20 protein-coding genes are annotated in these 24,845 nt (G+C 44.5%); 4 read left to right on the forward strand and 16 right to left on the reverse strand.

Annotation, left to right across the window (positions count from 1 at the left end; translation table 11 throughout):
- Window positions 1–3 precede the first annotated feature (3 nt).
- The 8 genes from D8S85_RS03635 to D8S85_RS03670 all read right to left on the reverse strand — a co-directional run bounded on the left by D8S85_RS03635 (window position 4) and on the right by D8S85_RS03670 (window position 11,090).
- Window positions 4–3,537 (reverse strand): SusC/RagA family TonB-linked outer membrane protein, encoded by a 3,534-nt coding sequence (locus tag D8S85_RS03635; RefSeq protein WP_158641706.1) that lies wholly within the window; start codon window positions 3,535–3,537, stop codon window positions 4–6.
- Window positions 3,538–3,566: 29 nt separating this feature from the next.
- Window positions 3,567–4,760, reverse strand: a complete 1,194-nt coding sequence (locus D8S85_RS03640) for a FecR family protein (protein WP_106624920.1) — start codon at window positions 4,758–4,760, stop codon at window positions 3,567–3,569.
- A gap of 47 nt (window positions 4,761–4,807) precedes the next feature.
- Complete coding sequence (locus tag D8S85_RS03645; RefSeq protein ID WP_106624921.1) at window positions 4,808–5,377, reverse strand: RNA polymerase sigma-70 factor; 570 nt, start codon at window positions 5,375–5,377, stop codon at window positions 4,808–4,810.
- Window positions 5,378–5,430: 53 nt separating this feature from the next.
- Entirely contained in the window at window positions 5,431–8,262 is a 2,832-nt protein-coding gene (uvrA, locus tag D8S85_RS03650; protein WP_106624922.1) for an excinuclease ABC subunit UvrA, read from the reverse strand.
- 852 nt (window positions 8,263–9,114) lie between these two features.
- Window positions 9,115–9,267, reverse strand: coding sequence for a DUF4295 domain-containing protein (locus tag D8S85_RS03655; protein ID WP_106624923.1), 153 nt, complete (start codon window positions 9,265–9,267; stop codon window positions 9,115–9,117).
- Between the two features lie 7 nt (window positions 9,268–9,274).
- On the reverse strand, window positions 9,275–9,463 hold the full coding sequence (gene rpmG, locus D8S85_RS03660) for a 50S ribosomal protein L33 (protein ID WP_027202636.1): 189 nt from the start codon (window positions 9,461–9,463) through the stop codon (window positions 9,275–9,277).
- Window positions 9,464–9,474: 11 nt separating this feature from the next.
- The gene (gene rpmB, locus D8S85_RS03665) at window positions 9,475–9,717 is read right to left on the reverse strand and encodes a 50S ribosomal protein L28 (RefSeq protein ID WP_127074795.1); all 243 of its coding nucleotides are present in this window, start codon (window positions 9,715–9,717) and stop codon (window positions 9,475–9,477) included.
- Window positions 9,718–9,815: 98 nt separating this feature from the next.
- Window positions 9,816–11,090 carry a 4Fe-4S binding protein gene (locus D8S85_RS03670; protein WP_127074796.1) on the reverse strand — a complete coding sequence of 425 codons (1,275 nt, stop codon included), beginning with the start codon at window positions 11,088–11,090 and terminating at the stop codon, window positions 9,816–9,818.
- Window positions 11,091–11,189: 99 nt separating this feature from the next.
- Here D8S85_RS03670 and D8S85_RS03675 point away from each other — a divergent pair, with 99 nt between their 5' ends.
- Window positions 11,190–13,295 carry a M3 family metallopeptidase gene (locus D8S85_RS03675; protein WP_127074797.1) on the forward strand — a complete coding sequence of 702 codons (2,106 nt, stop codon included), beginning with the start codon at window positions 11,190–11,192 and terminating at the stop codon, window positions 13,293–13,295.
- Between the two features lie 186 nt (window positions 13,296–13,481).
- Here D8S85_RS03675 and nth read toward each other — a convergent pair whose 3' ends face one another.
- The 8 genes from nth to D8S85_RS03715 form a co-directional block, all read right to left on the reverse strand.
- On the reverse strand, window positions 13,482–14,123 hold the full coding sequence (gene nth / locus D8S85_RS03680) for an endonuclease III (protein WP_106624925.1): 642 nt from the start codon (window positions 14,121–14,123) through the stop codon (window positions 13,482–13,484).
- A 12-nt stretch (window positions 14,124–14,135) separates the two neighbouring features.
- On the reverse strand, window positions 14,136–15,011 hold the full coding sequence (locus D8S85_RS03685) for an SDR family oxidoreductase (RefSeq protein ID WP_228423347.1): 876 nt from the start codon (window positions 15,009–15,011) through the stop codon (window positions 14,136–14,138).
- A 124-nt stretch (window positions 15,012–15,135) separates the two neighbouring features.
- Window positions 15,136–15,957 (reverse strand): SDR family NAD(P)-dependent oxidoreductase, encoded by an 822-nt coding sequence (locus D8S85_RS03690; RefSeq protein ID WP_127074798.1) that lies wholly within the window; start codon window positions 15,955–15,957, stop codon window positions 15,136–15,138.
- 13 nt (window positions 15,958–15,970) lie between these two features.
- Window positions 15,971–17,197 (reverse strand): NADH:flavin oxidoreductase, encoded by a 1,227-nt coding sequence (locus D8S85_RS03695; RefSeq protein WP_127074799.1) that lies wholly within the window; start codon window positions 17,195–17,197, stop codon window positions 15,971–15,973.
- 4 nt (window positions 17,198–17,201) lie between these two features.
- Entirely contained in the window at window positions 17,202–17,933 is a 732-nt protein-coding gene (locus D8S85_RS03700; RefSeq protein WP_127075708.1) for a DUF1295 domain-containing protein, read from the reverse strand.
- 439 nt (window positions 17,934–18,372) lie between these two features.
- A complete protein-coding gene (locus tag D8S85_RS03705; RefSeq protein WP_106624928.1) occupies window positions 18,373–19,122 on the reverse strand; it encodes a CDGSH iron-sulfur domain-containing protein in 750 nt (249 codons plus the stop codon).
- A gap of 133 nt (window positions 19,123–19,255) precedes the next feature.
- Window positions 19,256–20,017 carry a YaaA family protein gene (locus D8S85_RS03710; RefSeq protein ID WP_106624929.1) on the reverse strand — a complete coding sequence of 254 codons (762 nt, stop codon included), beginning with the start codon at window positions 20,015–20,017 and terminating at the stop codon, window positions 19,256–19,258.
- Window positions 20,018–20,031: 14 nt separating this feature from the next.
- Window positions 20,032–22,260 carry a heavy metal translocating P-type ATPase gene (locus D8S85_RS03715; RefSeq protein WP_106624930.1) on the reverse strand — a complete coding sequence of 743 codons (2,229 nt, stop codon included), beginning with the start codon at window positions 22,258–22,260 and terminating at the stop codon, window positions 20,032–20,034.
- A gap of 239 nt (window positions 22,261–22,499) precedes the next feature.
- On the opposite strand from D8S85_RS03715, the gene D8S85_RS03720 reads away from it, so the two are divergent.
- The 3 genes from D8S85_RS03720 (at window position 22,500) to D8S85_RS03730 (ending at window position 24,778) form a co-directional block, all read left to right on the forward strand.
- Window positions 22,500–22,880, forward strand: coding sequence for a fibronectin type III domain-containing protein (locus D8S85_RS03720; protein WP_106624931.1), 381 nt, complete (start codon window positions 22,500–22,502; stop codon window positions 22,878–22,880).
- Between the two features lie 265 nt (window positions 22,881–23,145).
- Complete coding sequence (locus D8S85_RS03725) at window positions 23,146–24,423, forward strand: phage integrase SAM-like domain-containing protein (protein WP_004293508.1); 1,278 nt, start codon at window positions 23,146–23,148, stop codon at window positions 24,421–24,423.
- A 178-nt stretch (window positions 24,424–24,601) separates the two neighbouring features.
- The gene (locus tag D8S85_RS03730; protein WP_004293509.1) at window positions 24,602–24,778 is read left to right on the forward strand and encodes a histone H1; all 177 of its coding nucleotides are present in this window, start codon (window positions 24,602–24,604) and stop codon (window positions 24,776–24,778) included.
- The last annotated feature ends 67 nt before the right edge of the window (window positions 24,779–24,845 follow it).

Genomic DNA, 24,845 nt, shown 5'->3' on the forward strand with positions numbered 1-24,845 from the left:
TTTTTAAAAATTAAGAGTTAAACCTATGGTCCATTTTCGTGCTAACGGGTAAGCATTAAAATCATCCCGCCCATTCTCTATGCTGACAACCTCCGGATCAACACCCGAATAATTAGAAAGAGTAAATACATTCTCCCCTGTAATAAACGCTCTTAATCCAACCATTCCCACTTTTTTAGCCCATTCTTTCGGAAGATTATAACCTAACGTGAGTTGTTTGAGTTTCATGTAAGAAACTGTTTCAAGATTAGATTCCAACATACCTCCCATGGCATTCAATGTTCCCAAGCGAGCATACTGAGCCTTATGGTTGTCTTCCGTCCAAAACGAGGCTTTATCTGTATTGATATACAATGCCTGTCCACCTTGTCCACCATCGTAAGCATCTAACGAACGAATATCATAAGTTTTATACATATCCCTTCCCAAAGAATAGGTAAAAAGTAAATTTAAATCAAAATCCCGCCATTTCAGTTCATTCGCCCAACCGCCATAAAGTTTCGGCACGGAAGAACCGACTCTCACGAGATCAGATATATCTATTCTACCATCACCATTGACATCCATAATTTTAGGATCTCCTGCCGTAAAATATTGTGTTGCATACATCGGCATTAAATACTTTTTAGATCCGTCAGTTTGATAATAAACAGGAACCTCATCCTGTGAATTATAATAGCCATTGTCTTTATATAGATAAATATTGAAAAGAGGTTTACCGATGATAAACGAATCCTCATCTTTACCCGAATAAGATTTTTCAAAACGATTCCAATTTCTAGCAGCCGTGATTTTACTCCGCCAAGTAACTTTAGTCTCTCTAAGAATATCACAAGTAACCTCAAACTCAATACCTTCATTGGAAACTTCCATGGCATTTCGCCATTGCTTAGAGAATCCACCTAAAAAACTTCCCCTACTTGGCAGGTTTACATTCCATAATTTATCTTTCGTATAACGATAATAGTAATCAAATTTAAATTTGATCCGATAATCAAGAAAATCCAAGTCCAATCCCAAATCATACTGATCGGATTGTTCCCAACCCAACTTCCGATTCAATATACCACTAGCACTCATTCCTCGTTCTCCATCATAAATAGAACCTATTCCCATCAATCCATGAGCTAGATAAGCCTTATCAAACTGTACTCCGGATTGTCCCCAACTTGCTCTAATTTTTCCAAAACTCAACCAATCAACTGATTTCAAAAAGGACTCGTCTGAAAATGTCCAACCTATAGCCACCGACGGGAATGTTGCCCAACGTTGATCTTCACCGAAAACAGAAGACCCATCCCGACGCAAGGTTAACTCAAACAAATAACGACTTTTAAAATTATAAGCCAAACGACCAAAATAACTCAAATTTATCTTTTCTTCCAAACTAGAAGAAGCATGCACGGTTTCATAAGGCTGTGGCTCACCCCATTCGGGATTCGTGTATTTAATAGAAGTTACCCCCTGTATATAATGAATGTAATCACTTGGAGTACCAAGAGCATCTGCATCATTTTCAAACAATTGAGATTTATCCACAGACATTCCCAATAATAACTCAAAATTGTGTTTCTCCTGGATAGAAAACCTGTAATTCAAAAGAGCTTCACCCTGCATGAAAATATTCCGAGTAATTCCCTCTTCTATATAATTTTCATTCATATTAGTTACATCCATCGTACTAGGGCGAAAGAAGTTACGGTTATTCTGATTATAATCAATACCACCATCTATCCTTACATTCAATCCATCTATAAACTCGAAACTCAACCCCATATTTCCCATGAACCGATAAGAATTATTTTTATCTATCTGTTCATTAAGAGCTTCTAACAATTTATCTTTCACTACACCAGAATTCAATGTTAAAGAAGAGGCTGTTCTCGGATCCACGGTTAATCCCTCAACCTTATAATTCAACCTTTTCCCATTCGTAGACTTTCCTCTACTACGATCCGTATAAGCAGCATAAAGACGTGTATCCAACTTTATCCGTTTATGAGGTTGAATATTCAATCCCACATTCACATTCATCCGGTTAAAATCACTACTCAACATAATTCCTGATTCACTATAATACCCGGCTGCTACCATATAACGCATTAACTCCGTTCCCCCGCTAGCTTGCAAATTAACATTATATATTTTCCCCGTGCGGAAAGCCTCTTTATACCAATCCGTAGCATTATTATAAAATGGATTCAAACTATCTTGTAAAACCCGAAGTGCTTTTATCGTATTTCTGTCAATAGAATTACCTTTATTCCAAAAATAATCATATTGTCCCCCCATAAAATTACTTGCATCTGCAATTGAATTGGGATATTCCCCCGTAAAAAGACTAGCCGTACGATAACCTCTCAACGCCGCTATATTATAATTGCGTTCCATCATCCCACCATAATGCTTCGGAGCTTTTGGGAAAATAGAACCTGTATATGAAAAATTAGCGGAAAAAGTTGAATGTCCTTGCTTCCCTTTTTTAGTCGTAATCAAAATAACACCGTTTCCAGCCCTGGAACCATAGATAGCAGCTGAAGCCGCATCTTTCAACACTTCCACGGACTCAATAATAGACGGATCGATCTCCGCGATGGTATTGGTTCCCGTACGAGGAGAAGTGAATGAATACATGGGAACACCGTCAATCACGTAAAGAGGAGCACTATTACTAAGAGGTTCATCAAACTGCGAATTAAACGTATTATACCCCCGAACAACAACCAATGTTCCTCCTCCTCCCGGAGCCCCGGACTGATTCACAACTTCCACTCCAGCCATACGCCCTTGCAACAAATTTTCAAAACCTGCAGTCGGTAACTCCTTCATATCATCTGCCTTTACTGAAGATACAGCACCAATTAATTCCCTATTTTTACGAGAACCATAAGCAATCACGGTCACGGCATCCAATTCTGATAAATCCTCTTCCATTACAACCAGCAACTCTTTGCCCCGGTGAAATACCACCCGCTGCATTTTGAAACCAATATACGTGAACAACAAAGTTCCAGTCGAATCCTTCACCGGCAAAGAAAAATTACCATTTCCATCTGTCGCCGTACCCATTGCAGTTCCGGCAATCACGACGGAAACACCAATTAACGGTTCTCCTTTCTTATCCTTCACCACCCCCTTAACGATTGTCGTGGGCATCTTCATTCTATTTTCCGCACCTTTTTTAGCAATAATAATTGTATTCTCTTTAATCGTGTATGATAGATTCGTTCCATCTAAACATTTATCCATCACGGTAGCCAACAATTCATTATTCACCTGAATAGTAATTCCTTTTACCGGAGCCACAAGCTCCTTGTTGTACAACATCCGATAGCCGGACTCTAACTCTATCCTTTTTAATACCTGTTCCAATGTCATATTCTCCAACTTGAGAGTAATCCGCTCCTTCGTCTGTCCGAAAGAAGTAAAGCTTGTCACCATGCTGAAAAACATCACGATAAGTATAAAAAAACACTTTCGTAAAAAGATATACCTCGGGCTACACGATTGTAGCCGCCAATCGTTCAATTCATTCATATAGTCTAATTTTAATAAATAATGGTTTTTTATAATCGAGTTACGCGTACTGTTTTCGAATCTATAATTGTAAAACTGATCAAATTTGTGCATCTCAGCATATCCAAAACCTGCGAGATATTTTCATGTCGTTTGATACTCCCGTAAAAAACAAGTTCTTTCGTTTCCGGCTGATCAAATTCAAAAGTAAGATCATACCAACGTTCTAATTTTTTTGCGATGGAACCTAAACTCTCATCATGGAACGTCAAAAAGCCTTCATGCCAAGCCACGTAAGGAGTGATATCAACTCTCTTCTTTTCTATCTTTTGCCTCCCCGCTTCAAAAACGGCCATCTCATTCGGAACCAACGACACACTTTCAGAATTCGAACACTCCGGACAACTCACGTCAACGGAACCGGATACCAGCGTGGTTTGCACCATTTTTTCATCCGGATAAGCCGTAACATTGAAAGAAGTTCCCGTGACCTTTATTTCTAACTTTCCACTATTCACGATAAAAGGTGATGAAGAATCCTTCGCTACCTCAAAATAGCCTTCCCCAACAAGTTCAACCCGTCTCGTTCCCTTAGAAAACTTCACCGGAAACTTCAAACGAGAATCGGAATTTAACCAAACTCTTGAACCGTCGGATAACGTCAACATGTACTCCGTCCCCCGAGGAGTAATCACCGTGTTATATATTACCTCTTCCTCTCGCAATACATTCCCCTGCTCGCTTTGATAAATAATTCCCGCCGTGTCATTTGTTGCCACATTTCTCCCATCGGTCTCTTTTACTTCTGACACATGAGCCAAAGAAATAGTCTTCCCATCAGAAAGCTGCAACTGCACATCAGAACGATCAGGGGTGGCAAGAGCTATCATGGGATACTGTTCCCTTTCATTAGCCCCCTGCTGCCACAATATCATAAATGTACCCACGACCATCAAACAAGCCGCCACACGTCCCCATGCAATCCAACGCATCCGGTAAACCCTCTTCTTTCGTTGTGTTTCGATTTTCTGGAAAACACGATCATACCCCTTCTCCACATCGGTCTCTCCATAAAAGTGCATATCTTGAACAAAGCGGGAAAAATGCTCGTAACTTTTCAATAGTTCACGATTACGCTCGTCCTCTGTCAACCAAGCCTCTAACTCAGCCTTCTCGGAAACACCCAGTGTTTCCCGATAATACTTAAAAAGCAATTGTACAATATGATACGTTTTCCGATCCATGAAATCTATCTCGTTTTATAATAAAGACACATGAAAAGAAAAAACGACTAAAAAAAATTCAACTTTTTTTCAAAAATTATCATTAACAACAAATCTTTTTTATCCAACTTATCCCGAAGTAACTGAATAGCACGTTGTTTATGAGCTCTTACACTATTAATAGAAATTTGTAAACAATCTGCAATCTCTTGATTTTTCAATCCAAGAATGTAGGCCATACGAGTAACTTCCCGACATTGCCCCGGTAAAGTTTCTATGGCTTGATAAATCCGTGAAGAAATTTCAGATGAAACAATAGCATTCACGATATCCGTATCATCAAATACGGGGAATTGATTTTTAGTCTGATACTCCTTGACGATATTATTATGTCTGATTTGATTAAGGCAAAGATTTTTAGCCGTCAGATACAAGTAATTCTTTATTGCGCTTTCATGTTGACTCACATGCTCTTTTTGATTCCAGAAATTCACGAAAGTATCTTGAGCAATATCCTCCGCCTCAGCCCGATCACCTATAATTTGGAAGGCAAAATAAACGATTCTGGCATAATAAGTCGCAAAGATTTTCTTAAAAACGACATTACCTTCCAAATTATCCCGTAATAAATTCTTCATATCAGCCAGCTTGTTTTTATTTATACAACAAAAACATTATAAAGATCTTCATTTCATCCCAACTCCTCCCGTAAAAAAGGTGCCGTCACGGATTTTTTATTTCGGGCAACTTCTTCCGGAGTTCCGGTGCAAACAACGGTACCTCCCATTTTACCTCCCCCGGGTCCCATATCGATAAGATAATCGGCAACTTTAATCACATCCAAATTATGCTCGATAACAATCACGGTATTTCCTTTATCAACCAGTTTTTGTAACACGCCCAACAATATATTTATATCCTCAAAATGTAGCCCAGTTGTAGGCTCATCCAGTATATACAGCGTACTTCCGGTATCTTTCTTCGAAAGTTCGGTAGCCAATTTAATACGCTGGGACTCACCACCGCTTAACGTGGTACAAGGTTGTCCGATTTTGATATACCCTAACCCCACATCCTGCAACATCTTCAATTTGGATTGCAGGTGAGGCAAATTTTCAAAGAACTCTACCGCTTGATTAATCGTCAGGTTCAGCACGTCCCCGATGGATTTTCCTTTATAGCGAACCTCCAAGGTCTCTTTATTGTAACGCTTACCATCACACGCCTCGCAATGCACGTAAACATCCGGGAGAAAATTCATCTCAATCGTCTTCACGCCCGCACCCTTACATACCTCACAACGTCCCCCGCTCACGTTAAAAGAAAAACGTCCGGCCGTGTATCCCCGAACCTGTGATTCCGGTAATTTCTCAAATATCTTTCGAATATCAGTAAACAACCCCGTATAAGTAGCTGGATTGGAACGAGGACTTCTACCTAACGGACTTTGATCCACCACAACCACCTTATCGATGTCGGTTATCCCTTCAATCGATTTATAAGGTAACGGTGCGGCCAAAGCATTATAAAAATAAGCACTCAATATCGGATGTAAAGTACCGTTGATCAAAGAAGATTTTCCACTCCCACTCACACCTGTCACGCAGATCAATTTTCCCAAAGGAAAATCGACATCCACATTTTTAAGATTATTCCCCGTACATCCTTTCAAAGAAATCTTCTTTCCGTTCCCCACACGACGTTCTGCCGGAATAGCGATCATCTTCTTCCCTGTCAAGTATTGTGCCGTCAGACTATCACTTTTCAGAATATCGGAATATTTCCCGATAGCCATGATCTCCCCGCCTTTCCTTCCCGCCTTGGGCCCCAAATCCACGATGTAATCGGCATTCTCCATCATCTCCTTATCATGCTCCACCACGATCACCGAATTACCGTTATCCCGTAATTCCTGTAAAGAATGAATCAACTTCCGGTTATCCTTCTGGTGCAACCCGATACTCGGTTCATCCAATATATAAAGCACGTTAACCAACTGCGACCCGATCTGTGTCGCCAAGCGAATACGCTGGGATTCCCCGCCCGATAACGTCATGGACTGTCGATTCAAGGATAGATACTCCAAACCCACATCAAGCGTAAACTTCAGACGCGTCCGGATCTCCTTCAAAATCTCCCCGGCAATCTGTTTCTGCTTATCCTCCAAATGCTCCTCCACGTTACTGATCCACTCGTACAAATCAGACAATTCCATATTAGCCAACTCGGAAATATTCTTCCCGTTAATATAGAAATGTAGAGCCTCTTGATTCAAGCGTTGACCGTTACACGCGTCGCAAGTTGACACGGAAATAAATTGTTCCGCCCATTTATTCGCTTTCTTGGAAGTCGAATTTTCCTCCTGCATGGTGACATACTTCAATATCCCCTCGTACGTCGTGAGAAAGTTGGATGACACCCCGATCTCCGCGTTCTCCAAACGAAATTGCCCCGGATAACCGTACAGGACATCCGTCAAGGCCTCTTCGGGCAAATCCCGAATCGGTTGTTTAATATCGGCACCATGTTTTCTTAAAATCGTTTCGATCTGGTAGAAAATAAGAGATGCCTTATATTTTCCCAGGGGTAGGATTCCCCCGGCATAAATCGACAAAGAATTATCCGGGATAATCTTTTCCATTGCCACCTCGTTGACATACCCCAACCCCTTACATTTCTTACAAGCCCCGTGAGGTGAATTGAAAGAAAAAGTATGCGGGGCCGGATCTTTATAGGAAAGCCCGGTATCCGGACACATCAAATGGCGGCTATAATATTTAATCTCGTCAGACGCGTAATCTTTTACCATCATCACCCCCTTACCGTGCTTCATGGCAGTAGCCACGGAATTTTTCAAGCGTTTCAGATCGATCTGATCCATAACAATCTTATCCACCACGATTTCAATATCATGCATCTTGTAACGATCAACACTCATCCCGATCTTCATTTCCCGTAACTCACCGTCTACCCGTACCGAGATAAAACCATTCTTTCGCAAATTTTCGAATAACTCCCGGTAATGCCCCTTACGCCCTTTTACCACGGGTGCCAACAACAAGATACGTCGTCCGGCAAAATCACGCTGCAACAATTCCAATATCTGTTCATCCGTGTACTTTACCATCTTACTACCCGTGGCATAAGAATAAGCCACCCCTGCACGAGCGTAAAGCAAACGCAAAAAGTCATAAATCTCGGTGGTCGTACCGACTGTAGAACGAGGATTTTTATTCGTGGTCTTCTGTTCTATTGAAATCACAGGACTTAACCCCGTAATCTTATCCACATCCGGACGTTCCATTCCCCCCAAGAAACGACGGGCATACGCGGAAAAAGTTTCCAGATACCGACGCTGCCCCTCGGCATATATCGTATCAAAAGCCAAGGATGATTTTCCACTCCCGCTTAACCCGGTAATTACTGTCAACTTATCGCGTGGAATCGTCAGATCTATGTTTTTCAGGTTATGCTCTCTGGCACCAAATATGGCTATATTGTTATCTTCTTCTCTGTTCTCCATGAATTCCTATTCCTTAAAAATCAACTTACAAAGATAGAGAAACTATTTCGAATGAAAGAAAAATTTATAATTTATGATTTACAAATTACGAATAAAAAAGTGTAAACCTGATACAGAAGAAATCTAATAAATATATGGTAAAACGTGTGGTCAGAATCAAGAATCAAAAATCGAAAATCAAAAATCAAAAATAAAAAAAGGAGGGATTCCCTGTAGCGTCTTAAATGGAATATTCTGGGACTGACGAAAAGATGTTGTATGTATGTGTGTGTGTGCGTGCGTCTGTGTGTGTGGTGTGTGTGCGTGGTGTCCCGTAGGATATATTCCAGTACTTTTAAGAACTCTGTCAGAAAATCAGCTTAAACCTCAGTCAAAGCTATCCCCTCTCTTTATGCTAGATGATTCAATCTAATAACAGCTAAAAATAAATCATAAGTTCATCATCTATTCTACCTCTTTAACGTTACTGCTAAAGAAAGGTTTCGTTTTTCTCGAAAAAAAATCGAGAAATTTTATTTTTTCAATTATTCAAACTAACTCTTCTGTTTTCAATCATCAAGAAGCATTCCTTGATGGTGAATACATAGAGTATAACGGGAATTACCGGGATAGGTTTCAGTTTTCAGGTAAAAAATCATATTTTTTTGTTCTGATGAAATTCGAAGTAAATATAAAAAGAAACTACCCCCTCCAGCTCCCCCTTACACAGGGGGAGAGCTGATTACCAAACATCACAATATCTCAACGTAGCATGTCCTCCCCCTGTGCAAGGGGGAGTTAGAGGGGTAGTTTCCGAAGAACACAAAAAAAGAGCGCCTCACGACGCTCTTTCTTATATAAAGATCTTAAATCTTACTTTTTCACGGCTTCTTTCACCTGATCATTAGGAACCATTTGTTCCTTAAAAGTATAGGCACCGGTTTTCGGAGATTTCACCATTTTGATGATTTTCGCATATCCCCTACCATCTGCTGTTTTAAGTGTTGCAACAACTTTCTTTGCCATAGCTTAATTATTTTATTTCTCTGTGTAAAGTTACTCTTCTCAGAATCGGGTTGTACTTACGCAACTCCATTCTCTCGGGGGTGTTCTTTCTATTTTTGGTAGTGATATAACGAGACGTACCCGGCATTCCGGATTCTTTGTGTTCCGTACACTCCAAAATCACCTGTATTCTGTTTCCTTTGCTCTTCTTTGCCATCTCTTCTTACTTTATACGTTCTTAATTAAACCATTGGCAGTAGCTTCTTTCAAACAAGCACTAATACCTTTCTTGTTGATCAGGCGCAATCCGGCTGCAGATACATTCAAACGGATCCATCTATCTTCTTTTGGCCAATAAAAATTCCTCTTAAACAGGTTGATCTCGAATGTTCTCTTCACTCTTCTTTTGGAGTGAGAAACATGGTTACCAACCATCGCTTTCTTTCCAGTTATTTGACAAATTCTTGACATCTCTCAATATTTTTATAAACGCTTTCCAAACAGGATGCAAATTACGCACTTTTTATTCAAACAATCAAATGTTTCAGTAAAAAAGTTTCAAGTTTTTTTTACCTCAGGATAAAATATAATATCACGAGAAACATTACCAAAGCAACAAACTCCCTAATTACTTTTTTTCTTCTCTCCAAACTGGCCTTCGTATCGGCCTTTCTCAAAATATCCAGCAACGCCCCGGTAGGACAAAAATAGTTACACCAAGGACGGGCAAAGAATACGGATAAAAGTAAAAATATGACAGCCAAAGCAATCACCCACCCCGTTGCAGCGGTCAATAAAAATGCCGAAAAAGGTTCCAACGACGCCAAATCCAACGGGATACCCCCCAACAACAGAGCGAGAATCACCATAAAATAGATCACGCGGGTATATTTAAATATACTCTTCCACACGCCCTTCGGGGCTATTTTCTTCTTACGCACTTTTCCCAACAACTCCTGCGCTGCCCCCAAAGGACATAAATACGCGCAATAATAAGCCTTATTCAAGAACAACGGGAAAGCCAACGCCAGCACGGCAATCACGGGCAACAAAATACGTGCTCCCCATGGAATCCCGTTCAACAACCAGTTAAACAGCAACTCCAAAGAAACGAAATACCCGAACCAGAAACCAAGAATCAACACGGAAGCAACCTGCAACACGTAGCGCCAACGCTTCATCCGGCTACCCCAGAACATACTGGCTAACGCCAACAAAACCACGATGCCCCCCAAAACATGTTGCAACAACTTCACCCAATCCACGTCAAAACCTCCCCCGTCACGTTCCAAGTAAAACTCCAACGCCCTCTTCACGCTTCCCCGGATAGCATCGCTCGACATCGTGGCTCCACTCACCGCTTCCACGTTCAGCAGCGCGGCCTCCTCCAGCATCTTACCATCCCATGCCGACAACAAATTCTTTTTCTCCAGACGTCTTAAAAAACCGGGCGACTCGCTATTATCCAACAAGGTAAGCCCCAAAATTACATCCTCCTCGGAAATCGCCAAAAACAAAGGAACATTCCCAGCATAACCGATCAAATCGTCCGCGATCGGGGTAGTAACCAGCAATTTACCGATCGTCTTCCCGTCGGCCTTCACAACGTAATGAACCTCGTTCACTTTTTCAACACCCGTGCAGGTCGGAAAATATTTCTTCACCGCATCCAAAGGGACAACATTCGAAACTTCTGCTTTCGCCTCCTGGCCCTTCGAAACCTCGTTGGCCGTCTTAAAATTCAGCGAAATCAAGTAAATGACAACACATAACAAAATCACCTTGGGTAACTTCGTGACAAAAGTCGCAACATTCTCTTGAATACTCATATCAATCTTATCCATTTTTGAAGACACAAAAATAAGGAGAAAATCATTTATTTGTATATTCTACCCGACTTAATTATATTTGTCACATTCTAAAACCAAATAATGAAATTTAAAATGAAAAAAGTCACTTACTTAGTTTGTTGCGTAGGACTAGCGCTGCAATCCTGCCAATCAGGGCAAGTGAAGAATGAAAACCCATTTTTCAACACGTATGGAACCCCTTATGAAGTTCCCCCTTTCCACTTGATTAAAAATCAACATTATCTCCCCGCCTACGAAGAAGGGATGAAGCGACACCAAGCGGAAATCGACGCGATTATCAACAATCCGGAAGCACCGACATTTAAAAACACGATCGACGCACTCGAAACTTCCGGCGAACTACTGAACAAAGTATCTTCCGTGTTCGGCAACCAACAAGGAGCGAACACGAACGATTCGATCAAGGCCATTGCCAAAGAGATTACTCCAAAACTCACCGCTCACTGGGACGCGATCAACTTGAATGACAAACTCTTCGAGCGAATCAAAACAGTATACAATAATAAGGAGAAAGAAAACCTGACCCCGGAACAACTAACCGTACTCGACAAATATTACCAAGGCTTCGTTCGGGGTGGAGCAAACCTCTCTCCCGAAGACAAAGAAACATTCAAGAAATTGAATAGCGAACTATCCATGCTCAGCCTGCAATTCGGCGAAAACCTGCTGAACGAAACCAATAGCTTCAAGCTGGTCATCGATAACGAAAAAGATTTATCCGGTCTTCCCGAGAACGTGATCGCCACGGCAGCAACCGCGGCCCGAAATGCCAGTCTGGAAGGGAAATGGGTATTCACCCTTCACAACCCGAGCATGATCCCCTTCCTGCAATACGCCGACAATCGGGATTTAAGAGAAAAAATCTACAAGGCTTACATCAACCGTTGTAACAACGACAACGAATTCGATAACAAAGAAATTATATCCAAGATCGTTTCCCTGCGAGTACAAAAAGCCCAATTGCTCGGCTACGACACCCACGCGGCATTTGTTCTCGACAACAACATGGCCAAAACCCCGGAGAACGTGTACAACCTGTGTAACCAAATCTGGGACGCCGCCCTCCCGATCGCTAAAAAAGAAGCCAAAGAACTTCAAGACATGATTCGGAAAGAAGGCAAAAACTTCAAATTACAACCTTGGGACTGGCGTTATTACGCGGAAAAAGTAAAGAAAGCCAAATACGGGCTGGACGAGAACGAACTTCGTCAATACTTCCCGTTGGAAAACGTCAGAGAAGGAGCTTTCTACACGGCCAATAAATTATATGGAATCACGTTCACGCAACGTACCGACCTTCCCGTTCCCCACCCGGACGCCTTGGCATTCGAGGTGAAAGAAGCAAATGGCGACCACATCGGGATCCTCTACATGGACTTCCACCCGAGAGAAAGCAAACGTTCAGGAGCTTGGATGAACGCTTATCGCAAGCAATCCGCGTTAGGCAAAAAAGTAACCCCGATCATCACGAACGTCTGCAACTTCACCAAACCTACCGGGGACATTCCGGCATTATTGAGCTTCGACGAGGCACAAACCCTTTTCCATGAATTCGGTCATGCCCTTCACGGCCTATTGTCACAATGCACATATAATAAAGTATCAGGAACCTCTGTTCCCCGAGATTTCGTGGAACTCCCGTCCCAAATTATGGAGAACTGGGCTGCCGATCCCGAAGTACTGAAAGTGTACGCCCGTCATTACAAAACGGGAGAACCCATCCCGCAAGAACTTATCGACAAATTGGAGAATAGCGGACATTTCAACCAAGGATTCGTCACCACCGAATTCATGGCAGCGGCCCTACTGGATATGGCTTACCACACGCGTAACACGACCGATCCCGTCAACCCGAATGAATTCGAAAAAGCCACGTTGGAAAAAATCGGCCTTATACCCGAGATTACAGTACGCTATCGCAGCCCCTACTTCCAGCACATATTTGCCGGTGGTTACTCTTCCGGGTATTACGCCTACACGTGGGCAGAAGTACTTGACGCCGACGCGTTCGAAGCATTCAAAGAAACGGGTGACATCTTCAACCCCGAAAAAGCAAAAGCATTCCGGGAAAACATCCTTTCCAAAGGAGCTTCCGAAGACGCCATGACCCTTTACCAAAAATTCAGAGGGCAAGAACCATCTATTGATCCGCTACTAAAACGCAAAGGATTAAAATAAAAAAATAGAGGATTGTGAACCACAATCCTCTATTTTTTTATTTTTTCACGCAACCTTTTCCAAAAATCTGCATCTAATAAATGAATTCACACGAAGTAATAAAAACGGGCTTATTGCAAAAAATGGATGCTCGAAGTAGTTCCAAATTTTAGGGTTAGTAGTAAATAGTGAAAAAGCTGTCTCATGTCAAGACAGCTTTTTTTGATTATATCGACACCATTCGGCAATCCCGCACTCTTCACACTTCGGTTTTCTTGCCATGCAAACATACCGTCCGTGCAATATCAACCAATGATGAGCCGAGGACAACCATTCGGCAGGAATATGCGCCACGAGTTGTTTCTCCGTCTCCAACGGCGTCTTGGCACCCGTTACCAGTCCGATACGATCGGCAACCCGGAAAACGTGCGTGTCAACAGGCATCGCCGGACGCTTGAAAGCCACCGCTTCCATCACATTCGCAGTCTTACGCCCCACCCCGGGTAACGTTTGCAACAACTCGAAATCATCCGGGACAACCCCATTGAAATCTTCCACCAACTTTTTCGCCATCGCCGACAAATGCTTGGATTTACTATTCGGGTAAGAGATTGATTTAATCAACTCGAAAATCTCCTCCACGCTCGCCCGGGACATGGACACGGCATCCGGGAATCGCTCGAACAAAGCGGGAGTCACCATATTCACCCGCTTATCCGTACATTGCGCCGATAAAATCACCGCCACCAACAACTGGAAGGGATCCTTATACTGCAACTCCGTATCAGCTAACGGCATACGTTCTCTAAACCATGCCAACACCTTATCGTACCTCTCCTCTAATCGCATAATATTAACTTTTTACCTACCTTCATTTTCTCCTTTTTTCAATTTCGAGCGTACAAGCTCGGCCACGAATTGCTCCGTCTGCGACCACAACTTCCGACAAGCCTCCACGTCAAGAGCCGATTGGGGTAACCCCACCTGACGCTTACTCTTGAAAAAACCTCCCGATACATTCGCGTACCGGTCGGAAGTAGCCAAAAGAATGGCCGTCATCGCCCCCCGTTCCGGAGATTTAATAAACGGACGGAAAAAAATATCCGCCAAAGGATCATACCACCTGTGCATCGTAATCATTCCCGTGTTCACCACGCCCGGATCGACAGCATTCACGGTAATCGCACGCCCCTGTAACCGTCGGGCCAGTTCGGTAGTGAACATCAGTATCGCCAACTTAGAATCGGGATAAGCCTTAAAACGACGGTAATGCTCCGGATCCAATGCAAAGAAATGATCTCCGACCTTCCCCATCTTACAGGTAACCGACGACGTGTTAATAATCCGAGACCTCCCGCTCCTTCCCATATTCGGAAGCAACCAATTCGTCAACAACCAAGTCCCCATGTAATTCACCCCCACCGTCGTCTCCACCCCATCCTCCGTCGTCGAAAAATCCCGGCACATGATCCCCGCGTTATTCACCAACACACGCACCTCCCGTCCATTCAACCCGTCGACGAAAGAACGAATTGAAGCGACCGACGCCAAATCCAACCGGTGCAACTCCACCCGCCCGTTTCCCGTCTCCCGCACAATCTCATCCCTTACTTCTGCCGCCCGTTCCACGTTCCGACAAGCCATAATCACGGGAACACCCGTCCCGGCAATCGCTCTCGTGATCGCCTTTCCCATGCCGCCATTGGCCCCAGTGATGATAAACAAACCTTTATCCATTTATGATTTTTGATTTATGATTTTTGATCCAACTAATTTCTTGATTTATGATTTTAGATTAGGTGATTTCCTCCCACTAACTGCTTCTTTTCTTAATCGTAAATCGTAATTCATAAATCATAAATTAATGGATTCTTTCATTCCCAATTGCCTTTTTCACCTTCTTCATCGTCCACCTCACTAGCCCGTAAGGCCAAAGTAACATGAAGCCGATAAAAAAGTAATTAATTACCCCGGGAATCATTTGGGCACGGCGACGAAACATCCCGTTAATCGCCCGGTGGGCAAGCGTTTCCGGTTTCATCATCACGCCGATTCGCACGGCCAACCGCTGCAAATGAAGGGGCAATTTATATAAATTGGTAGCAACCGCACCCGGACAAACCGTGGTAACGTTCACCCCGTAATCAAGCATCTCCAAACGAAAAGCTCGGGAAAAACTCTTCAAAAAACACTTCGTGGAAGCGTATAACGATATGTCCGGATAAGAAAACCAAGCCGACATGGAAGACATATTGAGGATATACCCTTTTCCCCGTCTTCTCATATCCTCGCCAAAATAACGACAAAGCAGCACGACCGTATTCACGTGCAACATCAACATGGTCCGCACAACCCCCACGGAAAGATTCACCACATGATCGTACCGGAAAATACCGGCATTATTCACCAGCACCTCCACCTGCAAACCTAACGCCACGCAGAAACCGTGCAAATGCTCCGCCGCATCCGGCAGCGACAAATCCATGTAAAGAGGCCACGTCTGCACCTCGTACGTGCGCGACAACTCCCCGGCACATCGCGTGAGGCGCTCCTCCTCGTTGCTGACCATCACGACATCATACCCCCGGGCACATAACTCCCGGGCGTACTCCAACCCGATTCCCGAACTGGCTCCTGTCACAATGGCAACCGGATGAACGCTAGACAAACTCTGTACTTCCATAAATCACCATATTTCAATTTTTCTTTGCTTCCGCCTCCAATTCCTTCAACAACCTCTTGGGTAAATCCGGAATATGCTTATGACAAGCCATCTCCCGGGAATACATACGGGCAATGCAATAATTCGTGTGTTCGCAAGCATTCCGGGCATTCTCCTCCCGTGCCATCCGGTTCACGAAATCCGGTTCATTCAACAAGGCGCGAGCCATCGAAACCCCATCAAACCCGGCATCCAACACCATATCGATCTTTTCCCGAGAAAGCAAACCTCCCACGTACACGAGGGGCAACTTCACCGCTTCCCGGAACTTCAAGGCATCCTCGAAAAAATAAGCCTCCTTAAACGGTACCGTCGGGATCATCATATGCCCGGCAAGCCGCACGCCGATCGGTAACCAGAACTGTTTCATGTAATACGTCAAACTGCGGATAGGCATAGCCCCCCTCATCACGTACATCGGTGCCCGGCTGACAAAACCGCCACTCAAAATCAAGGCATGAGCCCCTGCCGCCTCCAGCGCCTTGGCCACCTCGATACATTCCGGCACCTCCATCCCACCCCGGAACCCATCCCGGGTATTCATCTTCACCAACACGGCCATATCATCCCCCGCCGCCGCCATCACTTCCGCCATCACCATACGCATAAACCGCATCCTGTTCTCCAGCGATCCCCCGAACTCGTCTTTCCGATGGTTCGTGTAAGGCGAAAGAAACTGGCTGATCAGATACCCGTGTCCGGCATGAACCTCCACGGCATCAAAACCCGCTTCCCTGGCCATATTCACGGCTTGCCCGAACGCCTTTGCCATCTCCGCGATCTCCTCCTTCTTCATCCCTCGCACCAACGTCGGCGAATAGATATTAAAACCGCTCGAAGCAGATATGGGCGTGCAACCACAGATACCCTTATGCGACATATTACCGCAATGCCCGATCTGTATGGACGCGGCCGCACCCGCTGCATGGATATCATCCGTGATCTGTCGCAACGCCGGAAGAATCTCCGGCCTCAACCACAATTGATGGGGAAACGACAAACCGCTACGAACAACCGCCGCGTAAGCGATCGTCGTCATCCCGATGCCTCCCCGGGCCACCGAAAGATGATAATCATGTAACATTTCCGAAGGTGCATTCCCCGGACACATACCCTCAAATGCCGCTGCCCGTATCGTCCGGTTGCGCAAAGTCAGCGGTCCGATTGTCAATGGCGTGAATAACTTGGATTCTCGTGTCATATTCTTAATATATAAAAGGAATCACTCGTTTAAGACGACGTCTTTTCACCTCATCCCCGAACATCCCTAAATATTTGTGATAAATTGTATTAGCTCTCGGTACTAAATTAGCAAACGTCCAGATGGCGAAAACGGCCCCGGCAAGCGACCACGTGAGAATGGCAAAACCGACCCATTCAACGATCTCGCCAAAATAATTTGCCGAAGTCACGTAACGAAACATCCCGCCCCGCGGCAAATAATGTCCCGTATCACCGGGACGCCGCAAATGACGAATGATATGATCCGACTGGATATTCGTGTACATCCCGGCAAAGAACAAAAGCGTCCCGATAATAAACTGCGGCGACGTCAACCACCCCGGGGTGTAAAGATCCGACGGGGCAAAATAGAATATCCATCCCCCCTGCATACACGCGTTGAACACGTTAAACGTGATACCCATCAATATGATTCCCAACGGCATCCGTCCCTTCCCTTTCAACAGCAACGGGAAAATAAACGAACGTTGCATATAATGTATCTCGAAAAAAACGAAGAATATCAACGGCACCAGCTCGCATCTCCGTTCCGAAAAATACCAGAAAAGTGCCATAGCAATAAAAACAGGAGCCTCCATCAACACCCACCCGATGCGGTTATCCACCGGTCGCCCCCACTTGGCATCGAAAAACATACCGTAACCCGCTTTCACGAAATACAAGGCAACAAAGACAATAACAGCAATTCCTGTCATCACGGCCAGAAAAATATGAAACGAATCCATCCTACAATTTTATTGATTACACAAGTAGCTAACAAATATCATGCCAATAAACAATAAATGTTAAGAACGATAGAAAAATTCAAATCCGCACGAAAAAACTTTTCATCGTCCCCTATGTTTTTCACATCCGAAAAATCAAATCAATTCAGAAACAGCAAAATCCCAAATAATGTAAAACAAAGTTATCAAATTACTATCCTATTGCCATCAAATTGCCATCAAATTGCGAGCCGCTCCCATTCCGCTCCCATTCTCCTCCCATTCCGCTCCTATTACAAATGCAAAATATTGTAACGAGATAGTAAGTATTTATTATTTGATAGGTACATAATACCTATCAAATAACACGATGCTAGTTACATGTGGCATAACATCCCAATCATCACCGCATTTACAGGCACGAATCATTTCATTTTACCCCGTCACGCGGTCCCGGCAACCCGTCCCGAAAACGAACACTCGCGTGCGTCCCGTCACAGAAAGGTTTGTTCGATGAAGCCCCGCAACGGCATAGCGTGACCCGATTACGAAGCTCATACCTCACGCCCTCCGTGTCATCAACCGGAATCCCACCCCGCACGAACAAAGGACCGCTACAACGCTCCTGCGGATCTTCCAACAACACCAACGAGGGTGCCAGTTCGTTTTCAATAAATTCCCCTTTATCCTTATCCCAAGCCTTCAAACGACCTGCCGGACAATAGTTAGCCTCCCGAATGGCCAACTCCCTGGCCTCCGGGTCATCGGATTCCTCCACGAGATTCCAAACCCTCCCGTAAGCGTCACAAAAACGGGCAAAAGCACAATACTTCTCGTTGTCCGTCAACTCAAGCGTGGGCCCGTCAACCACATCGGCATCTTTCAACAAAGGAATATTATCGGCCGTCAGCGAGGGATCCCAACGCGCGTGCAGGTGCGCCCCGTCGCAATACGGTTTGTTGGCAGAAGCCCCGCAACGGCATAAAGCCGTGGGTTCGTTGCGCGTGTCGTACTCACCCCCATCCCGGTATGACCACGAATGACCCTCTTCATTCTGCACGATAAACTGTTGTTTCAACAGCGGATGGCCGTACACCAGGTAAGGTCCTTTTTTATCGACCACGATGGAATACTTTTTATTGATTTCGGGTGTTCCCGGTTCTATCTCACGTTCTTTCATAGGTATATCAGATTAATTATTACGATAGATATACCCGCGAAAGGCCTTTTTTGTTTCTTTCCGGACCCGATATTTTAGAAAAAGTTGCGCCCCGGGAGGCTAAGTGAAATAAGTAGTTGCGATTTTTCGCGTTTTACTTCTTTATCCGGGTAAAGAAATAATGTTCCTCGTCCGAGAGATCAGCGTTAAACGCGTACCCGTCCCCATGGAAAGCTTTCAACTCTTCGGGGTCCTCGACACGGTGCATCACGATGTATCTCGTCATCGTGCCCCGCGCGATTTTGGCATACGTGCGAACCGTCTCGTATTTACCCTCCCGCCATTCCTGAAATTCCGGCGTGATCACCCTCACCTCTTTCCTCAACTCGTCCATCTTCAACGCACCTTGAATATCCATACTGGCCAGATTTACCATAACCCCTCCCACTTTACGCACGTCTTCCAATAATGGTGTCGTTAATTTCGGCACCCAGTAATCGTACAGGTTTGCCCCGTCCAACTTCACGGCAAAAGCGATCCGATAAGCCTGTATCAAATCCAACGGACGCACCAAACCATAAAGCGTCGAAATTATTCGCACGCGATTTTGGGCGTACTTCAAGTCCTCCAACGAGAAAGAAGCCGGGTCGATGGCTTTGAACACGCTCCCGTTGTAAGCCAACAGTGCCTGTTTGCGAGGATTCGAAAGCGATCCGAATTTTTGATAACGTTCGTAATTCTCCGCCGCCAGTTTGGGGCTGATTTTCAACATTTTCTCCAACTCGGACGCGGAGAAACGACGCATCTGTTCCGCCAGGTATTCCGCCTCTTCCGCGTACTCCGGGGTGGTGCCCGGGAGTTCTTGTTCCACCACGGACATATCCATGGTTTTGGCCGGTGATAAAATAACTAACATGGTTTATATTATGGCTACAATTTTTTCCATTTGATTCTCAAACTATTCGTCACGACGGATACCGAACTGAAAGCCATCGCGGCCGCCGCGATCATCGGGTTGAGTAAAAACCCGTCGATCCCGTACAATACCCCTGCCGCTAAAGGGATACCGATTATGTTATAAATAAACGCCCAGAACAAATTTTGTCGAATCGCCCGCACCGTCTGACGCGAAAGCGCGATGGCACGGGGAATCACGTTCAAGTCGGAAGTAATCAACGTCACCTTGGCCACATCCATGGCAATATCCGATCCTTTACCCATGGCAATGCTCACGTCGGCCCGTGCCAATGCCTGCGAATCGTTGATCCCGTCTCCCACCATGGCCACCACTTTCCCCTCGTGTTGCAAAGCCTCCACGAAATCAGCCTTCTCTCCGGGCATCACCTCGGCCTTAAAATGACGAATGCCCACCCGGTCTGCCACGGCACGAGCCGTTAAGGCATTATCCCCGGTCAGCATATAAACGTCAATTCCTTTTTCATGTAGTGTCGCTACCGCCTGACGGGAGCTCTCCTTGATCTTGTCGGCAATGGCAATCAAAGCCAGCACCCGGTTCTCCCCGGCAAAAAAGACAACCGTTTTACCGTCTCCTTCCCACCGGACGGCAAGTTTCTCGTTGTCATCGTCTAAAACGAGATGATTTACCTCCAGCAAAGCCCGGTTCCCGACGAGATATGTCTCATCCCCGACTTTTGCCGTCACGCCTTTACCGGTTTGATTTTCGAAGTCCGAAACCGATATTTCGTTCACGGCGCTTCCCTTGAATTTCTGCACCACGGCATCTGCCAACGGATGTTCCGAACGCCGTTCGATCTCCAGCAGGATGGATCGATAACGCTCGTCTTCCGATTCCCCCGTCCAGTGAATATCCGTCACGACAGGTTTTCCCTCCGTGATCGTTCCCGTTTTATCCAGCACGATCGCGTTCACCCGATACATCAACTCCAAGCTCTCGGCATCTTTGATCAGTATGTTATGTTCCGCCCCTTTGCCTATCCCGACCATGATTGCCGTAGGCGTGGCCAATCCCAGCGCGCACGGGCAAGCTATAACCAACACCGTGATGGAGGTCAGCAAAGCATGAGTGAAAGCAAGGTCGCCCCCTGCCAGCATCCACACGATAAACGTGATCACGGCAATCCCCATCACCACCGGGACAAAAATTCCGGCAATACGATCCACCAGTTTCTGCACGGGAGCTTTACTTCCCTGCGCTTCCTGCACCATCCGGATGATATTGGCCAACACGGTTTCTCCTCCCACCTTATCGGCACGGAAACGAAAACTTCCCTTCTCGTTTATCGTCCCGGCATACACGGGTTGTCCCTTCACCTTTTCCACGGGTAGCGACTCCCCGGTAATCATGCTCTCGTCGACAAAAGAAGACCCCTCCGTCACTTCACCATCCACCGGGATTTTCTCCCCCGGTTTCACGACCAGAATATCCCCTACCGCCACTTCACGAATCGGTACCTCCTCCTCACTACCGTCGGCAAGGATTTTAGTCACCGTCTTGGGCTGCAATCCCATCAATTTCTTGATTGCCGTCGAGGTGCTGAACTTGGCTTTTGCCTCCAGCAAGCGTCCCAACAGGATCAAGGCAATAATCACCGCCGCGGCCTCGTAGTACACGTGTGCCTCCAGTCCCCGACTTGTCCAGTATTCCGGCCAAATCGTGTTGAACAGGCTGAATAAAAACGCCACGCCCGTACTGACAGCCACCAACGTATCCATGTTCGCACGCCCGTGTTTCAACTGCATGTAGGCATGGACAAAAAAGCCACGCCCGAAAAGCGCCATCACCGGGATGGTAAAGGCCAGCATAATCCAGTTGCCATAAGGCATGTGCATGAAAAACATACCGATCACGAAGACGGGTATTGCCAAAACAATAGCCCCGATCGTCTTTCGTTTTAACGCGAGAAATTCTTCCCGCTGCAAACGATCCGCCTGATCCGTATCTTCCGTATTTTCCACCACCAGGTCGTAACCGGCAGCCTCCACGGCTTTTTGAAGTTCCACGGGTGTAACTACCCGCGGATTATAATCCACTAAGACGGTTGAAGCAGCAAAATTTACCTTTGCCTCGTAAACTCCCTCTTGAGCACCAAGTGTCGTTTCCACGTTCAAAGCGCAAACGGCACAACTCATGCCCAAAACTTGGAAGGTCTCTTTCGTATGAATTTCTTTTTCTGACATTTTACTTTGTTTGAGTATATGTTTACGGAATACCGTAACGTTGGGTTACAAGTTTACCATGAACAACACTTGAGTTGCATCAAATCTTATACCAGCGATATGTTTTGTTTGGATATTTTCAATGATTACTTTCATACATTGTAAAATGATATATAATTACCCATATTTCAATAGAACATTCTGAATCAACACCAATTTTGCTATATTTGCATATATATTAATTACTAAATAATCAAGTTATGAAAAAAATCAATCGAAACATTTTTAAGCCATTCATGTTTATTTGTTTGGGCTTAATGGCTGTAGTGCTTATGAGTGCAAGAGCGTATGATCCTCCTGGAGCACCAGGGAAACCTGAAATGGTTGACGTCGGGGATGATTGGTGTACAATTAAATTTACTCCACCCGAAACCGACAACGGTTCTCCTATAACCACTTATCTCATTGATCGCAGATATAAAGGAGGAGTTTGGGAACGGTGTGCTGAGAAACTTCTATACAAAATAACGATTAGAGATCTTATTGAAGGCAGTGAAGTTGAATTTCGTGTTAGTGCCGTAAACGCTGGAGGAGAAGGTCCTCATTCTGCTTCCAGTGGATTTATCTTCATCAAAGAATAGTCAATTATTTCAAAAATGTCAAACAATCAAAAAGGGCGTATCTAACAAGGCACACCCTTTTTTCGGACACAACTTTTGTGATTAGGGAAAATAGTTGATTGATAACGAGTTAGTAAATGACACAAGTACGGATTTATCCGTATAAACATTATTTCGCTAAGGAAACTACTCTTTTCATGTAGGTTTCTATGTAGGTTAATTAATACCAATTGATTCCTACTAATGCGAATTAATAATAAGTCATTAACTAACTCGTTATCAGTCTATGTACACGATTAACATCAGGGGTAAGCAGAACCCGAAAGACACCAAGATGGTCAAGCTGGAGATAATTTTCTTCAAGACCGGTTACGCCCGTGTGCCGAAGGTTATAAACATCACAGGGCTATTAAAAGACTGGGATGTCAAGTCTCAGAGTTTCCGTGTAGGGAGTGCGGAGGCCACTACCAAGAACAAACTGCTTTTCGATTTGCGAACCAAATATCTGCATGTCGCCGATACCTGGGAGATGGAAGGCAGGAACTGGTCGCCCGTCCAGCTATCACATTGCTTCGATGAAATCAAGGCGGCCAAACCCGAGGTCAAAGTAAAGAGTGTCCAGCAGATGATCGATTATCTTGAAGAGACATTCAAAAACAAGAAACGCATCAAGAACGGTCAGATTGTCGACAGCACGACCAATGCTAAACGGTATGTCTATCTCAAGCGTGAACTGCAGGCGTTTACAAAGGAAAAATATGAAAAAGCCTTTTCCTCTTATTTCTTTACGGATATTACAGAAGAGTTTCTTCTTGACTTTGCGTTTTGGCTTAAAGAAAGAGGTATCAGAAATGGCAACAAGGCCGGACTTACACACAAACTAAGGTTGCTCCGTGCCGTATGCAGGCAGGCAGAAAAGAAAGAGATGTACGGGGTGAATATGGATAACTTCCTCTGTCTCGGTGATGATATTAATTGGCCGGAAACCACTTCAAGAGCAGTTCCGGAAACAGTCATAGCTAAAATCGCAAATGTTGACCGTACCTTGTTTACGAAAAAAGAGCAGTTGCATCTTGATTTGTTCCTGTTCAGCTACTATACCGGAGGTATGGCGAATGTCGATGTATGTAACCTGACATGGGATTTGGTCCAGGAAGACCGCATCGTCTATGAACGTATCAAGTTTCCCAAAACAGCCAAACCGGAATTACTCAGTAAAGCAAAAGCCATCATGAATAAATACCGTGGGCAAAGTTATGGAAATTATGTATTTCCTGTTTTTACTCATAAACACACGACCACTTCCAAGAAGACTACACGTGTCAAGCAAATTTCCACACGCCTTTCACAAACCTTGACGAAAGCATGCAAGATGTTGCGCATTAAAGAAAACATCACATGGTATTCCGCCCGTGGCTCTTTCATATCGAAGATGGTAGATGCCGGTAATAATCCGTATGTGGTTGCAGAGATGGCTGGTAACAGCCCATTGACCATCTATAAGCATTACTACAAGAATACAAAGCGGGAAGAAATCAAGCGGCAGATGGAAGAAATGTTCTGACCAGACATATCCATAAAGTTGTAAACACCTTGACAATTTCTCTGATGGATAAATCATACGGTATAATGGCTGTTAAAAGTCATTGATTACCAATGTGATATTTATTATATTGACAGAATCGCTCTTATTCTTGATTATTTTCACTACCTTTGTAGTCAATAACTTAAATAATATTTATATGAAAGAGTTGGTTTCAAAGATACAGGAAGTATATGCTACATTCTCCACGGATGCGGCACTTCAGATTGAAAAAGGCAACAAGGCCGCAGGTACCCGTGCCCGCAAGACTTCGTTGGAATTGGAAAAACTGATGAAAGAGTTTCGTAAGGTTTCCTTGGAAGAATCCAAGAAATAGCCTTTACACGTCCGGTCGTTATCACATAATGCCGGTTCTTCTGCAGATGCGGCATAAAAACCATATT

This window comes from Butyricimonas faecalis (assembly GCF_003991565.1).
Lineage (GTDB): Bacteria > Bacteroidota > Bacteroidia > Bacteroidales > Marinifilaceae > Butyricimonas > Butyricimonas faecalis.